The 14,065-nt window shown below is 45.6% G+C and carries 17 protein-coding genes; 6 read left to right on the top strand and 11 right to left on the bottom strand.

The genetic code is table 11. The annotated features are described in order from the left end of the window. Window positions 1-32: 32 nt before the first annotated feature. Both ICN31_RS00485 and ICN31_RS00480 read left to right on the top strand, forming a co-directional pair. Window positions 33-827: a thymidylate synthase gene (locus ICN31_RS00485; protein ID WP_087909076.1), complete on the top strand. Its 795-nt coding sequence runs from the start codon at window positions 33-35 to the stop codon at window positions 825-827. Between the two features lie 17 nt (window positions 828-844). After that, the gene (locus ICN31_RS00480; RefSeq protein ID WP_216257574.1) at window positions 845-1,333 is read left to right on the top strand and encodes a dihydrofolate reductase; all 489 of its coding nucleotides are present in this window, start codon (window positions 845-847) and stop codon (window positions 1,331-1,333) included. A 67-nt stretch (window positions 1,334-1,400) separates the two neighbouring features. Here the strand turns inward: ICN31_RS00480 and ICN31_RS00475 are convergent, their stop codons facing one another. Then, window positions 1,401-2,243 (bottom strand): peptidyl-prolyl cis-trans isomerase, encoded by an 843-nt coding sequence (locus ICN31_RS00475; protein WP_216257572.1) that lies wholly within the window; start codon window positions 2,241-2,243, stop codon window positions 1,401-1,403. 452 nt (window positions 2,244-2,695) lie between these two features. Between ICN31_RS00475 and ICN31_RS00470 the strand changes: the two genes are divergently transcribed. Further along, complete coding sequence (locus ICN31_RS00470; RefSeq protein ID WP_216257570.1) at window positions 2,696-3,562, top strand: transporter; 867 nt, start codon at window positions 2,696-2,698, stop codon at window positions 3,560-3,562. A 3-nt stretch (window positions 3,563-3,565) separates the two neighbouring features. On the opposite strand, the gene ICN31_RS00465 is transcribed toward ICN31_RS00470, so the two are convergent. From ICN31_RS00465 to ICN31_RS00455, 3 genes are all read right to left on the bottom strand, one after another. Beyond that, on the bottom strand, window positions 3,566-4,159 hold the full coding sequence (locus ICN31_RS00465; RefSeq protein ID WP_216257568.1) for a sulfite oxidase heme-binding subunit YedZ: 594 nt from the start codon (window positions 4,157-4,159) through the stop codon (window positions 3,566-3,568). A 64-nt stretch (window positions 4,160-4,223) separates the two neighbouring features. Beyond that, on the bottom strand, window positions 4,224-6,452 hold the full coding sequence (locus ICN31_RS00460) for a xanthine dehydrogenase family protein molybdopterin-binding subunit (RefSeq protein WP_216257566.1): 2,229 nt from the start codon (window positions 6,450-6,452) through the stop codon (window positions 4,224-4,226). A 10-nt stretch (window positions 6,453-6,462) separates the two neighbouring features. After that, window positions 6,463-6,960, bottom strand: coding sequence for a (2Fe-2S)-binding protein (locus tag ICN31_RS00455; RefSeq protein WP_216257563.1), 498 nt, complete (start codon window positions 6,958-6,960; stop codon window positions 6,463-6,465). Window positions 6,961-7,097: 137 nt separating this feature from the next. On the opposite strand from ICN31_RS00455, the gene ICN31_RS00450 reads away from it, so the two are divergent. Further along, the gene (locus ICN31_RS00450) at window positions 7,098-7,313 is read left to right on the top strand and encodes a hypothetical protein (protein ID WP_216257561.1); all 216 of its coding nucleotides are present in this window, start codon (window positions 7,098-7,100) and stop codon (window positions 7,311-7,313) included. Window positions 7,314-7,328: 15 nt separating this feature from the next. Here the strand turns inward: ICN31_RS00450 and ICN31_RS00445 are convergent, their stop codons facing one another. After that, window positions 7,329-7,622: a 4a-hydroxytetrahydrobiopterin dehydratase gene (locus tag ICN31_RS00445; RefSeq protein WP_216257559.1), complete on the bottom strand. Its 294-nt coding sequence runs from the start codon at window positions 7,620-7,622 to the stop codon at window positions 7,329-7,331. Beyond that, a complete protein-coding gene (locus ICN31_RS00440; RefSeq protein ID WP_216257558.1) occupies window positions 7,619-8,362 on the bottom strand; it encodes a pseudouridine synthase in 744 nt (247 codons plus the stop codon). The genes ICN31_RS00445 and ICN31_RS00440 overlap by 4 nt, the downstream gene beginning before the upstream one ends. A 102-nt stretch (window positions 8,363-8,464) precedes the next feature. Between ICN31_RS00440 and ICN31_RS00435 the strand changes: the two genes are divergently transcribed. Continuing rightward, window positions 8,465-8,998 carry a DUF2889 domain-containing protein gene (locus ICN31_RS00435; protein WP_216257556.1) on the top strand — a complete coding sequence of 178 codons (534 nt, stop codon included), beginning with the start codon at window positions 8,465-8,467 and terminating at the stop codon, window positions 8,996-8,998. A 15-nt stretch (window positions 8,999-9,013) separates the two neighbouring features. On the opposite strand, the gene ICN31_RS00430 is transcribed toward ICN31_RS00435, so the two are convergent. The 3 genes from ICN31_RS00430 to ICN31_RS00420 are packed head-to-tail and all read right to left on the bottom strand — an operon-like array spanning window position 9,014 to window position 11,032. After that, window positions 9,014-9,784, bottom strand: a complete 771-nt coding sequence (locus tag ICN31_RS00430; protein ID WP_216257553.1) for an SDR family NAD(P)-dependent oxidoreductase — start codon at window positions 9,782-9,784, stop codon at window positions 9,014-9,016. Between the two features lie 41 nt (window positions 9,785-9,825). Beyond that, window positions 9,826-10,371: an isochorismatase family protein gene (locus ICN31_RS00425; RefSeq protein WP_216257551.1), complete on the bottom strand. Its 546-nt coding sequence runs from the start codon at window positions 10,369-10,371 to the stop codon at window positions 9,826-9,828. A 7-nt stretch (window positions 10,372-10,378) separates the two neighbouring features. Further along, window positions 10,379-11,032: a TetR/AcrR family transcriptional regulator gene (locus ICN31_RS00420; protein WP_216257549.1), complete on the bottom strand. Its 654-nt coding sequence runs from the start codon at window positions 11,030-11,032 to the stop codon at window positions 10,379-10,381. Between the two features lie 91 nt (window positions 11,033-11,123). Here ICN31_RS00420 and ICN31_RS00415 point away from each other — a divergent pair, with 91 nt between their 5' ends. Then, window positions 11,124-12,713, top strand: a complete 1,590-nt coding sequence (locus ICN31_RS00415; RefSeq protein WP_216257548.1) for a 4-hydroxyphenylacetate 3-hydroxylase family protein — start codon at window positions 11,124-11,126, stop codon at window positions 12,711-12,713. Window positions 12,714-12,739: 26 nt separating this feature from the next. Here the strand turns inward: ICN31_RS00415 and msrP are convergent, their stop codons facing one another. Then, entirely contained in the window at window positions 12,740-13,702 is a 963-nt protein-coding gene (gene msrP, locus ICN31_RS00410) for a protein-methionine-sulfoxide reductase catalytic subunit MsrP (protein ID WP_216257544.1), read from the bottom strand. Between the two features lie 147 nt (window positions 13,703-13,849). Beyond that, on the bottom strand, window positions 13,850-14,065 hold a 216-nt coding region (locus ICN31_RS00405; RefSeq protein ID WP_216257541.1), incomplete at its 5' end, for an NADP-dependent isocitrate dehydrogenase.

The following is a 14,065-nucleotide window of genomic DNA, read 5'->3' as shown; positions in this document are numbered from 1 at the left end:
ATCCCTAATTATCCATTTTTGCCAATATTTATATGCGCCAATATCACGATCTCATGAAAGAAGTCCTTGCAAAGGGCGTCCAAAAGTCCGATAGGACAGGCACAGGCACTATCTCGGTATTTGGGCATCAGATGCGCTTTAACTTAGCTGATGGCTTTCCGATGGTCACGACAAAGAAGTTACACCTCAAATCCATCATCTATGAATTACTCTGGTTTCTCAAAGGTAGCACTAATAACAACTGGCTTAAAGAGCGTGGCGTGTCGATCTGGAATGAATGGGCCGCCCCCGATGGCGAACTCGGCCCGATCTATGGTTACCAGTGGCGCTCATGGCCAGCACCCAATGGCAAACATATCGATCAGATCTCTGAAGTTGTAGAGACTATCAAGAAAAATCCAGATTCACGTCGTATTATTGTTTCTGCATGGAACGTTGCCGATATTCCCCGCATGGCTTTAGCACCTTGTCATGCCTTCTTCCAATTCTATGTTGCAGATGGCAAGCTATCCTGCCAACTCTACCAACGCAGTGCTGATATTTTCTTGGGTGTGCCATTCAATATTGCTAGCTATGCTCTACTCACGCATATGATGGCGCAGCAATGCAATTTGGAGGTGGGTGACTTTATTTGGACTGGTGGCGATTGCCATCTCTATAGCAATCATTTGGAGCAAGTAGATCTGCAGTTATCGAGGGATTTCTTCCCACTACCAAAACTGAATATTTTGCGTAAACCAGATTCTATCTTTGATTACGAGTTTGAGGATTTTGAAATCCTGGGCTACGAATCACATCCACACATCAAAGCTCCTGTAGCGATCTAAGAATCAGAAAGCATTTGATGACCCAACCTGCTATTTCTGTGATTGTTGCTCGCTCGCGTGACCATGTCATTGGTCGTGATAACCAGATGCCTTGGAAAATCTCGGCTGATTTGCAATTCTTTAAGCGTGTGACGATGGGCCACCCGGTCATTATGGGACGTAAGACTTGGGAATCGATTGGCCGCCCACTGCCTGGCCGTCGCAATATTGTGGTGAGTCGTAATGCGCAGTTCAAACTCGAGGGCGCAGAACTTGCGGGCTCACTGGATGAGGCCTTAAATCGTCTAAGCGAAGCACCACGGGTCTTTGTGATTGGTGGCGAACAGCTCTTTAAGCAAGCCTTTGTAAAAGCAGATCGTCTTTACATCACCGAAATTGATATCGATGTTAATGATGGCGATACCTTCTTTGAGGTCCCTGATGCAGATTCTTGGAAAGAGGTAGAGCGTACCCCAGGATCAGAGGGTGATATCACCTTCAACTTTGTAACACTTGAGCGCAAATAAGTATGCATTCAAGTAATGCCTAAAGAAAAAAGAGCTCCGTAGAGCTCTTTTTTATTGTGTAAATCTTTTACTGAATGACGATCTTCGATTCTTTAGCGATCTGAGATAAAAACTCAAATTGTTTTCTTTGTGCTAAGCCATTACGAATCGCAGCCTTCGCTTGATCTAATGTAGGTGGCTTGCTACTTCTCTTATCTTCCAGTCTCACTAAATACCAGCCTTGCTCTAACTGAATTGGCGCCTGGGATACTTGACCCTTAGCTAGATTGACCAATACCGCTGAAATTTGCGGAGGAACCTGTCCAGTCTGAACCCAGCCAACAGCGCCACCCTGTACTTTATTAGGCGCAAGAGAAACATTTTTTGCCACCTTATCAAATGGCTCGCCTTTTTTAATACGGTTTAATGCTGCTTGTGCATCCGCTTCAGTAGCAAGCGCTATATCACTCATCTTATATTCGACCAACATTCCTTGAGGACCAAGCGAGGCAATCTCTTTGTTGTACTCAGCTTGAATATCGGCATCGCTAATCGGGTTTTGCGCCATAAAAGTAGATAACTGAAGATCAGCTAAATAATTTTGACGGATCAACATCAATTGAGTATTTGCCTTATCGGAATTTGCTAAACCACTGCTCTCTGCGCGCTGTGAAAGAAGTAATACTTCAATAAATTTCTGCACAACGGCTTGACGCAACTCAGGGCTATCTTTCTGCCCTTGTGAGATCGCTATCTTAATGCCCTGCTCCACCATATCGTTGGTAATAATGGCGCCATTCACAGAAGCTGCTGCATTAATGGGTAAACCGCTTTGTTGAGCCTGTGCAGCACTCATTAATACTACCGACAAGAAACTGACAACTAATAAAGTGTTTAACTTCGATTTAAATAGGAATATGAATAAATTCATGAGACTTGATCTTTCTAAAAATGAGCTTCAATGGTAACAGTAGCCCAAAGCTAGAAGCGATAAACCGGGGTGCCTGGCGTATAAGGATCGACCGATTGGGTTTCAATAGCCTCTGCCTCTTGCTCTCCCTTAGGCTGACTAAAGTATTTTGAATCCCCCGGTGACTGTTTTGTCAGACCCTGTTTTAGGGGTGGAGTAGCAACTGGGCCAAATGGCCCTTCGCTTAAGGCAACTGGTTGATTATTAAACTCTCTTAATTACTCAGGAGAGTAAACGGGGGAAGTCTGTGATCCCTTTGGCGGTGGTCCTTGCTGCGCTGTTGAGCACCCTACCAATACAAGACAGAGTGCGAGCTTTAGGGAGATATTCATCTAACTATTGTATGTGAGCCTTCAACTGACTTCTGACAATTTAACTACAATAACTTCATACAAATTTATCGGCATCTCCTCTTGTGTGCCCTGATTCAGCCTTTGGCCGTATGGGCGGTTGATTTACAACCTAACGATATTGTTGCTCCATTGCCTGGTAAAAATCATGCAATGATTAGTTACGTCAATACTGATAACACTACTTACTATAAAAATGGTTCTGTAGTAAGTGCTAGACCTTATGCTAGCCCCGATGTTAGTGCGCAAACGGCAATCCTTCGTTTAGTGACTTCCTATACCGTCAAAGATTTGCCAGCAGTCTCTTTTATTCAACTGCCATATGGAAGCATTAAGCCTGGAGGATCTTTGGGTATGTATCCAGCAGCCACTGGCGTTGGAGACGTGACGCTAGCGAGTGCCTTTTGGCCCTACTCCGATAGAGTCAATAGACGCTATTTTGGTGTTGCAGGCTACTTGACCCTACCCACCGGAAGTTATAACAGTCAACAGCCCTTTAATACAGGCGAAAACCGTTATAGATCGGATATTCAGATGGGTTATCAACAGCCTATTGTTGGCAATCTCGATGGGATGGTTGCGGTTGGAACCATGTGGTTTGGTGGCAACAGTCAATGCGCTGCCGCATGCGGCGTGGCAAGTAATACTTCTTTAAATCAGAAGCCTTTAACATCAACTCAGTTGGGTCCGATTTATAAATTCAATCAAACCTATACTGTTGGTGCCTCATATTTTTATGTCGCTGGCGGGGCGACGACAATTGGCAACGCCTATCAAAATAACGTCGTCAATACCCAACGGTATTTACTGAGCGCCTTAGCGTATTACCCCTTTGGCAGAATCAGCCTGCAATATGGGCGTGATATGGAAATCAAAAATGGTTTTGTAGAAACACGTCGCTTTATTCTTCGCTATACGACTGAGTTTTAAAAATTAAGTTTGTCTCTTTTGCAAATAGGCTCTTAGCCATGGTAAGCGGCATAGCAGTAATAACAAAACAACTGATCCATAAATAGAGACTGTCTGCAAATCATTCTTGCCTGCCTTATGCCACCAATAATGAAGTACTGCCGTACAAGCAAGCACATAAATTAGCTTATGAAGTAAGCTCCAGCGCCGACCTAAGGCACGCACAGCCCACCTGTTCGATGTCAGAGCCAAAGGAATCAAGAGCACAAATGTTATAAAGCCCATCGTAATAAAGGGGCGCTTCACTACGTCAGCCCACATTGCCTGAAGATCTAAATCTTGATCTAGCCAAAACCAAATCGCAAAATGGATACCGGCGTAGAAGAAACAAAATAGGCCAAACATTCGGCGCCAAGAAATCCAGGCACTCCAGCCAGTCAGAAGACGCATTGGCGTCATCGCCAAGGTGATGCACAAAAATACTAGCGCCCAGGTGCCGGTAGAGCGAGTAACAAACTCAATCGGATTAGCCCCTAAATTATCCTGAAAGCCAAGCCATACTAAGCGCCCCAATGGCAATAGCGAAATAAAAAATAGGGGGCTCTTGAGATACTTCATCAGTGCATATTAAACGACCCACCGTTTAAAGGATGGGTCGTTTAGCGGGAACTGCACTAACACTCTAAGCTAAGCTCAAGCCCTCTTTACTGAGGGGGAAGCTGCGTACTGGCCTACCAATGGCAGCAGAAATGGCATTAGCAACTGCAGGACCAACCACGCAGATGGTCGGCTCACCTACACCACCCCAAAAGTCATAAGTCGGTACGAGAACCGTCTCAATTCTTGGAGTGGATGCCAATTTGAGAAGTGGGTAAGTATCGAGGTTTTGCTGCTTAATTCGACCTTTTTCCACTGTAATCTCGGGATCGAATATAGCTCCTAAGGCCATTGCTACAGAGCCCTCAATCTGTTCACGTGTCAAATACGGATTAACCACATGACCGCAATCTAAGGCAAACACTAAGCGGCTAATGCTAACAACATTATTTTTTACCGAGACCTCAGCAACGCAAGCAGAATAACTAGCGTAGCCCATAAACTGGGCAACACCCCGATAGGTGCCTGCAGGCAGTGGCTTTTCCCAATTTGCTTTCTTGGCAGCAGCATTTAACACCGCTAAATGCTTTGGATGGCTTTGCATCAAGGCTTGCCTAAATTGCACTGGATCTTTACCGGCTGCCTTAGCACACTCATCCATAAAGCATTCCATGAAGATGCCGTTTTGATTGGTATTCACGCCGCGCCATGGACCTACAGGAACATGCGTGTTCTTCATCACATATTCTGTGAGCAGGGTTGGGAAGGTATAACCTAATTGCGCATCAGGACCCTTCTCATAAAGCCCTTGCAATTGACGCTCATCCTTACCATTCTTAATGTTTTGCGGTGCGAGAGTGGCATTGATAGACTGACCTGCTACTTTGATATGCATGCCAGTTAAATTACCGACATTATCCAAACCAGCACTCATCTTGGCCATCGCAATCGGATGGTAGTAGTCCTGCGTTAAATCCTCCTCACGACTCCAAACTACTTTGACTGGTATCCCTGGATATTGCTGAGCTACTTTAGCGGCAAAAGTAGTGAAATCTTGCGTGGATCCGCGACGGCCCAAGCCACAACCCGAATCCAATTTATACACTTCGCAGTTAGCAAGCGCTATGCCAGTGGCCTCTGATAAGGCTGCAAGCGAGCCTTCGCCATTTTGGGTCGGAACCCAAGCTTCTGCGAGATTGCCCGTAATTTTGACGGTAGCATTCATAGGCTCCATCGTGACGTGCGCTCTAAACGGCGTGTAATAAACTGCCTCGACTTTTTTATTGGCACTATTAATAGCTGCAGGTGCATCACCTACTTTGCGCTGCCAAAAATCACCCTGCTCTTCTAAGCCATCACGGAGCATTTTCTCAATACCAGCTTGTGAAGTACTTGCGCTTTTTCCCTCATCCCAAACAATTGGCAACGCATTAAGCGCAGTATTGGCACGCCACCAAGTATCTGCAACTACTGCAAGTGTGCTGTCATTAATTTTGACAACTCCCTTAACGCCACGCATACCTTTGATTTTGGCCTCATCGTAACTGACTAACTTACCACCAAATACAGGGCAAGCTTTTACTGAAGCGCACAGCATATTCGGTAACTGCAAATCAATGCCATATACCTTGCTGCCATTGACCTTATTGGCAGTATCGAGACGGGCATAAGGCTGTCCAGCTACTTTCCACTCTCGAGGGTCTCGTAAGGTAATCGACTTCGGATCTGGAGGAGTTAAGGTGGACGCTAATTGCGCAACCTTGCCGTAAGTAGTTTTGCGGCCAGTCGGAGTGTGGGTAATGACACCCTTATCTACTTTAAGTTCACTGACAGGCACACTCCATTGCTTTGCTGCCGCCTCTAGCAGCATGATGCGTGCTGCAGCTGCACCACGGCGCACATAGTCTTCAGAAATTCTAATGCCACGACTTCCGCCAGTACCATGCTCACCCCATACCCGCTTACGAGCCAAGCTTTGGCCAGGTGTTGCAGATTGGGTTTTAACTTTTTTCCAATTGCATTCCAACTCTTCAGCTACGAGTTGGGCTAAACCAGTGCGAGTACCCTGCCCCATTTCTGAGCGAGCAATTCTGATGTAGACAGTTTCATCAGGTGTAATACTCACCCAAGCATTCACTTCAGAATCACCAAACTTCGTTGGTGTGTTCGGATCATATTGAACGCCTGCTGCATAAGCCAAATCTGGTACCGCACCAATTCCTAACATTAAGCCGCCGCCAAGGAGCGTACCCTTAATAATGAAATCGCGGCGTGCAATATTCTCTAATGCCATATTTTGATTATTCATTTTCATATTGTTCTCCTTAACCACGTGTCGCAGGAGTAGCGTCATACTGCGCCAAGACGTCTGCCAATTTCTTCTGGCCAGAAGCAACATGAATACCATCACGAATCTTTTGATAGGTGCCACAACGGCATACATTAGCCATTGCACTATCAATATCAGCATCGCTAGGTTTCGGAATTCTTTTTAATAAAGCAGCAGCAGCCATCACTTGACCGGATTGGCAATAGCCGCACTGTGGGACATCTAGTGCAACCCAAGCTTTTTGAACTGGGTGAGAATTGTCTTTTGAAAGTGCCTCAATGGTGGTGATCTTGGCAGAACCGACCGCAGAAACTGGAATTGAGCAGGAGCGAACTAACTGACCATTGAGATAAACGCTGCAAGCCCCACACTGGGCTACACCACAGCCATATTTGGTACCAGTAAGACCAAGGCTCTCACGTATCGCCCATAACAAGGGCATATTGGGTTCGACATCAATATTACGAATTTGACCATTCACATTTAGCTGCATACTGCCTCCTCTTTTTTATTATCAAATCACTATAAATGATTATTTGCTTATTGCAGTAGCACAAGAATTTCACCCAATGAAAAAACCACCGAATTTGACCGTAATTTGCTATCCTGAAGACTCAATTAAGGATAAATATGACTGACAACGACCAAAACCAAAATGATGAAGATTTTGACTATGGCTGCGAATGCGCAATGACTTTGCTCAACGAGCCTACGGAAGATTGTCTCAACGACTTAATTGATGAGCTTGATGAAGATGGCATGATTTCGACTGAAGTAGTTTATGGCCTACTTGCAACAATCTTAATGAGCATTAATGAAGAAGAGCACGAAGGCGACGAGCATTAATTTCTAGTGCTTGACCTAGACCTGGAGTGCAAATACATCCATCGCCCTAGCCATCTCAATATCTAATTCTGTTAAACCTTTGCTTGAATGAGTGCTGAGGTGCACAGCCACCTTGTTCCAAGAGTTTGACCAATCGGGGTGATGATCAATCTCCTCTGCACGCTGCGCACACAGGGTCATAAACTGAAAAGCTTGCTTAAAATCTGTAAAGATAAATTCACGATAGATGGTTGTTCGAGATTGATCTAGCGTCCACAATGGAATGCTGTTCTGAAAATCAAAATCATCTGGCAGTAATGCATTCTTCATCTGATGGACCTCGTTTCAGAGCTCACACTTTGCGAAAGTTGCTTTAAGTCCTCTGGATATAACCAACGCCATTGGCCTTCTTCTAAATCGGTAGGCATGATATAGGCGCCAATCTGGACACGGTGCAATTTGGTAACATGATTTCCCACTGCGGCAATCATGCGCTTGACTTGGTGATAACGCCCCTCAACAATGGTCATTGCCAGTCTATTTTCTGAGAGCTGCTGACATGCAGCGGCAAAACACGGTTTTGGATCATCATCTAAAACTACGCCATTTAAGAGATGGTCTATTTGAGTCTGCGTAATCGGTTCTGGTGTCGTAATCTCATAGACCTTGCCAATATTCTTTTTAGGCGTCGTCATTTTATGAATAAACTGACCATCATCTGAAATCAATAAGAGCCCAGTAGTGTCAAAGTCTAAGCGTCCTACACATTGCAAGCCGCGCTCTACAAAGGGGGTAGGCAGCAAACTATAGACGCTGGGATGGTGAGTCGTTTTATGCGAGCACTCGTAATTGGCTGGCTTATTAAATGCGATGTAAGCCTTTTCGTGATACTCCCAATTCTGGCCTTCCACATTTAAAATCAAGCCTTCGGTTGCGATACGCTCATCGGGGTCTTGTGCCAAGATGCCATTGACTTTTACCAACTCGGCAAACACTAGGTCACTACAGTAGCGACGCGTTCCAAAGCCTTGGCTAAAGAGGATTTTTTCTAGGGAGATGGGTTTTGCCATATGCTGCACAGAATACTATAGATGGCCTTATTTAGAGCATCAAGACCCTCTGAAGCTCAATTGATTATGATTAAGCATTCTCACTGAGGAACTCAATCTGCCATGCTTCCAGACCCAAAACCCCGTACCCCATTGCATACCCGCGAAGTGACTTTCAATGGCTATGCGAGAGAAGATGGTCTATGGGATATTGAAGGTCACCTCAAAGATACTAAGTCACACCCTTTTGTAACGGGCTCAAAAACTTGGGCCCCGGGCGAGCCCATTCACGATATGTGGGTACGAGTGACTTTAGATGATCAACTCACTATTCAGAATATCGAAGTGGCGATGGATGCCCATCCCCATCCAGAATGTCCGCTAGTGATTCCGCCAATGGATGCCTTAATTGGAGCGAGAATTGGCAAAGGTTGGCGCAAAATCATCGAGACCCACTTAGGCGGTATTAAAGGCTGCACTCACCTGCGTGAGCTACTCAACAATATTGCTACTGCGGCCTATCAATCTATCCCTGGTGCACTATTTGACCCTGATGAAAACAAGCCCCCTTTATATCTTGGGGGCTGTAAGTCTTGGGATTTTGACGGTCCTGTGGTGATGCGCGTGTATCCCCAGTTTTATCAGTGGAAAAAATAAGCTCACTTGAACTTCTTAGAGCTCTCCCCGATACACGGAAGTACCAGCAAATGATTGCGCTATTGGCATAATCTCGACGGCATTGATATTCATATGCGCAGGTAAAGTTGCAGACCAAAAGATAGCCTCAGCGATATCGTCAGCACTGAGAGCCTCTACACCTTCATATACTTTCTCCGCCTTCGCATCATCACCTTTGAATCGCACGTTCGAGTATTCAGTGCCTGAACTGAGGCCTGGCTCCACACATGTGATGCGCAGACGAGTACCCGTCAAGTCAGCACGCAGGTTAAGACTAAATTGCTTCACAAATGCTTTACTGGCTCCGTATACATTACTCCCGGGATAAGGGTAAAGGCCTGCAACAGAGCCAACATTAATCACGTGACCACATTGACGCTCAACCATGCCAGGCAAAAAGGCACGGGTCATATGTACCAGTCCTTTGATATTGGTATCAATCATTTGATCCCAATCAGCAATACTCGTTTGATGTGCTGGCTCTAAACCCAATGCGAGTCCAGCGTTATTAACCAGAATCGTTAGCTTGGCAAACTCTGCAGGCAAGCTTACTGCTAGGGAGTCAACCTTGGCGCTATCGCAGATATCTAATGCCAGTGTATGAAGTTTCTTTTGCTGATCTGTAGGGAGCGATGCTTTGAGTGCATCCAAACGTTCCATCCGTCTACCAACAGCGATGACCTTATGGCCATGAGCTAAAAAGCGTCTTGCGGTTGCTTCACCAAATCCAGCAGTAGCGCCAGTAACTAAAACGGTATGTTCCATACTTCCTCTTTAAATATATTTTTCTGAATGGGTAGCTTATCTTATCTATTTTTGATTAGCTTCAGGACATTTTTAAACTGTGGATGCTCCGATGTTTTAAGCCACTCAAAGACGAGCATTTCAGCGCTCAGCATAGCTATTTTTTGCTGGCTCATACGACCAATAGCCAATATTTTGTCTTGTGGCATTCTACTGCCGCAGGCTTCTGGCACTACTGCCACCTCATAGCCCAGGATCTGCAGACCCAATGCAGTTTGCATCAGACAGACATGCGCTTCACAACCTGCTAGCACCACTTGAGTAATGGCGGGATTGGTTTTCTGGATGGCATCTGCTAAACCATCGGCAGCTCCATTAAAGGAATGCTTCACCAGAGTCTGGTTGCAAAACGCTTTAATACGCTCATCGTTCGACCCTAGACCATCAGGATTTTGCTCAGTTCCTAGAATAGGGATTGCTAGGGCTTGCGCTACCTGAGCAAGAAAGAGTGCTGATGCAATCGCTTCTTGCCCTTCATGAATACTTGGCATTAAACGAGTTTGATAGTCAATCAAAATGAGAGCGCTAGTGTCTTGGTTGATCATCATGAAGTCATTATTTTTTAATGGGTAAGCGCAGCGCTAATTGATCTAAGTAGTGGGTGATGAGTTCATCGGCGCCTTTACCAAACATCCGAATACGACCCGTATGGTTAAGTAATAGTACGCCAACAATGTGCGCAAAAATAGCAGTTAACTCAGTATCTACTTCTTTTTTGCTACATCCTAACTTCATCAAGGCTGCCTCTTGGTGCTTCATGGCGGCTCTGAGGCGCGCGTTTAAGGCTGAGTCCCACTCGTTCGTGAGCCCCCTAGGCTTTAGCCCCTGAAAGAGATAAAAGCCTAAGTCCAAATCGCGTGGATTATCTCGATAGAACTCATAAAAAGCTAAAGCACTTTTACGAAGCTCCTCTAGTGCTGTCTGTCGCTTCTGATTAACCGAACTATCTTCTGCGGCCAGATTCACAAAATCATTTAAACGCTCGAGCGATTCAGCAAGTAAGGCGCCGTAGATTTCTTCTTTACTAGCAAAGTAGCTATAGATAGCTCCAGCCGTATATCCGGCCCGCTTGGCGATTTCTCGCATACTCACGGCCTCTAATCCCAACTCGATAAACACCGCTCTAGCAGCACTCAAAATATGCTCACGGCGAGCGTCAGCCAAAGCTTGTTGACGTATATCTCTTGGAGAGGCAAGAACTTGATTCATTACTTAATTATACATATATCTTAATAATTGAACACTGTTCAATTTATGTGTATGATTGGACGAATTAACCATTCCATCATTAGGGCCCGATATGAATCAAAGCACCTCCCAATTCATGACTAGCAAGGACTATCAAGAATCATTGCGTCAGTTAAAGCCTGTGGTCTATGTCGATGGTCGCCTGGTTGAATCCGTAGCCGATGAGGCGATACTAAGGCCTGGGGTCCAAGCTTTGGGTGTCACCTATGACATGGTGCACGACCCTGCTTTAGCACCTCTCATGCTAGCAAACTCTGATGGCAAAACCGTTCCCAGGATGCTGCACATTAATGAGTCTTCTGGTGATCTCTTAAATAAATTAGAAGCTGTTCGTGTCCTCTGTCAAGAAACGGGTTGTGCGCAACGCTATCTCGCCCACGATGCCTTAAATGCACTTGGACAAGTATCTGCTCGAATTGATGATGCTCACGGCAGCAATGATCATCGCGCCAAGTTTGCCGAGTATCTTGCCCATGTGCAAAAAAATGATTTGGCTTTGGGTATTGCAATGACCGACGCTAAAGGTGATCGATCATTAAGGCCGCATGAACAAGCCAATCCAGATACTTATGTGCATATCGTTTCTCAAGACGCTAAGGGGGTAGTAATTTCTGGTACTAAAGCCATCGTCACTGGGGCTCCGTATATGCATGAGTTCTTAGTAATGCCAGGACGCAATATGAGCAAAGAAGATGCTGCGTTTGCGATTTGCTGCGCCGTACCGGTAGACGCCAAAGGCATTACCATCGTTGCCCGCCCTGCTGGCCGTCCAGGAGAAAAAGTCGAGCACGGTAAACCACTCTTTTCTAGCAAGTATGGCCAATCGACTGGCGTGGTGATCTTTGACAAAGTATTTGTTCCTTGGGAGCGTGTTTTCTACGCCGGTGAATGGGAGCACTCTAGTGTTTTAACTTATAGCTACGCTACCCATCACCGCCATAGTTGTATTGCCGCGAGAGCTGGCTTTGGCGACCTCTTGATTGGAGCGGGAGCTTTGATGTGTGAAGCCAATGGGTTTGATCCAGAAACCAAATCCAATTTGCGTGACCCCATGGTTGATCTGATTAAAATCACCGAAGGATTTTATGCTTGTGGAGTTGCTGCAAGCGTGTACGGCACACAAGACCCTTACAGCAAATCATTCATGCCTGAACCGGTGTTTTCTAATATCGGGAAACTCTTACTAGCCACTCAAATTTATGACATGCACCGTCTTGCTCATGAGGTTTCAGGCGGCTTAATTGTGGCGCTACCTGGACCAGATGAAGATCACAATCCAGTAACTGCAGCCACCCTAGCAGAAGTGCTGCGCGCCAATCCAGCAGTTCCTTACGATAAGCGTATTGAAGTAGCGCGCTTCATTGAAGATTTGACCGCCTCTTATCAAGGTGGTTGGTATTCTGTCATTAGTCTTCATGGCGGCGGATCACCGGCAGCCATGAAAAAAGAAATCTATCGCCAATATCCTATCGGCAACAAAGTAGAGCTGGTCGAGAGGCTATTAGATCGTGGTGTTCTAACCAGCAATCAAGAGCGCGCGATTACCAAGAATAAGCAGCCAGGACGCTGCTGCGATCAAGGCTGCAGCACTCCAGGTCAAGCAGTGATGGTGCCCCTACCAGAGCCAGGCAGACGAACTTAAACGGTGATGGTGAGCTTGCGTACTATTTAATAGAACTTCTTCAGATCCATGCCGGCATACATGCTGGCAACTTGCTCAGCATAGCCATTAAACATCTGCGTTTTAATCTTCGGTGCAAAAGCTCCTTTAGGATCGCCAATACGACGCTCCATTGCTTGGCTCCAGCGCGGATGATCTACTTGAGGGTTTACGTTGGAATAAAAACCGTACTCACGGGCATCAAACTGACTCCAGCTCGTTTTAGGCATCTCTTCTGTGAAACGAATTTTAACAATGGACTTCGCACTCTTAAAGCCATACTTCCAAGGCAGCACGATACGTACTGGGGCACCATTTTGTTTAGGTAAGACTTCACCATATAAACCAAAGGTCAGGAGAGTCAGCGGATTCATAGCCTCATCCATACGCAAGCCTTCACGATAGGGCCAATCAATAATTTTGCTTTTCAAGCCTGGCATTTGTACTTTATCTGCCAGAGAAATAAATTCGACATACTTCGCAGAACCGAGTGGCTCAACTTGATTGATCAACTTGGATAAAGAGTAACCGTCCCAGGGAATCACCATCGACCAACCTTCAACACAACGCATGCGATAGATACGCTCTTCCATCGGCGCCAGTTTTAATAAGGCATCGATATCTAAGGTCACAGGCTTTTTGACTAAGCCTTCAATCGAGATAGTCCATGGGCGAGTTTGTAAGGTATGCGCATACTCAGCAGGGTCAGCTTTATCTGTTCCGAACTCATAGAAGTTGTTGTAGGTCGTTACATACTTATACGGCGTGAGACCGTCTTTGGATGCATAAGCCTGATTCAGTACTGCACTGAGCTTTTCTGGATTAGCCGCTAATGCTTCCCTTGAAAACCAAGGGGCCAAAGCCATACCAAAACTGCCGACAGCGGCAGCCTTAATCAAATTGCGACGGTTCTCAAAAACAGCTTGAGGAGTGATATCGCCAGGAAGAATAGTCTTATCAATAAATCGCATGGGGTAGTCCAATGAATGTAATTCACTTATTTTGCTACCGATCAGAATTTATTGCTTACTGATCTTCATAAACCCCCAAAGTAAAAGGCAAACCCGAAAGTTTGCCTTTTAAACCCAGCTTCAGCAGCTCTTAGTAGCTCTGATTGATTAAGCCCTAGCTGCCTTTAAAGCAGCATTGAAAGTAGCGCTGGGCCGCATCACTGCCTTGCACTTCTCTGTGTCCATCACAAAGTAACCACCAATATCTGCTGGCCTACCCTGAACCGCTTTGAACTCATCCACAATCTTTTGTTCGTTTGCCTGCAGTGTTTTAGCCAAAGGTGCGAAATAAGCTTGTAACTCTTTATCTTCAGTCTGAGTAGC

The sequence above is a fragment of the Polynucleobacter sp. UB-Piko-W3 genome, assembly GCF_018881635.1.
Classification (GTDB): domain Bacteria; phylum Pseudomonadota; class Gammaproteobacteria; order Burkholderiales; family Burkholderiaceae; genus Polynucleobacter.
This window is presented reverse-complemented; position numbering and strand designations above follow the sequence as displayed.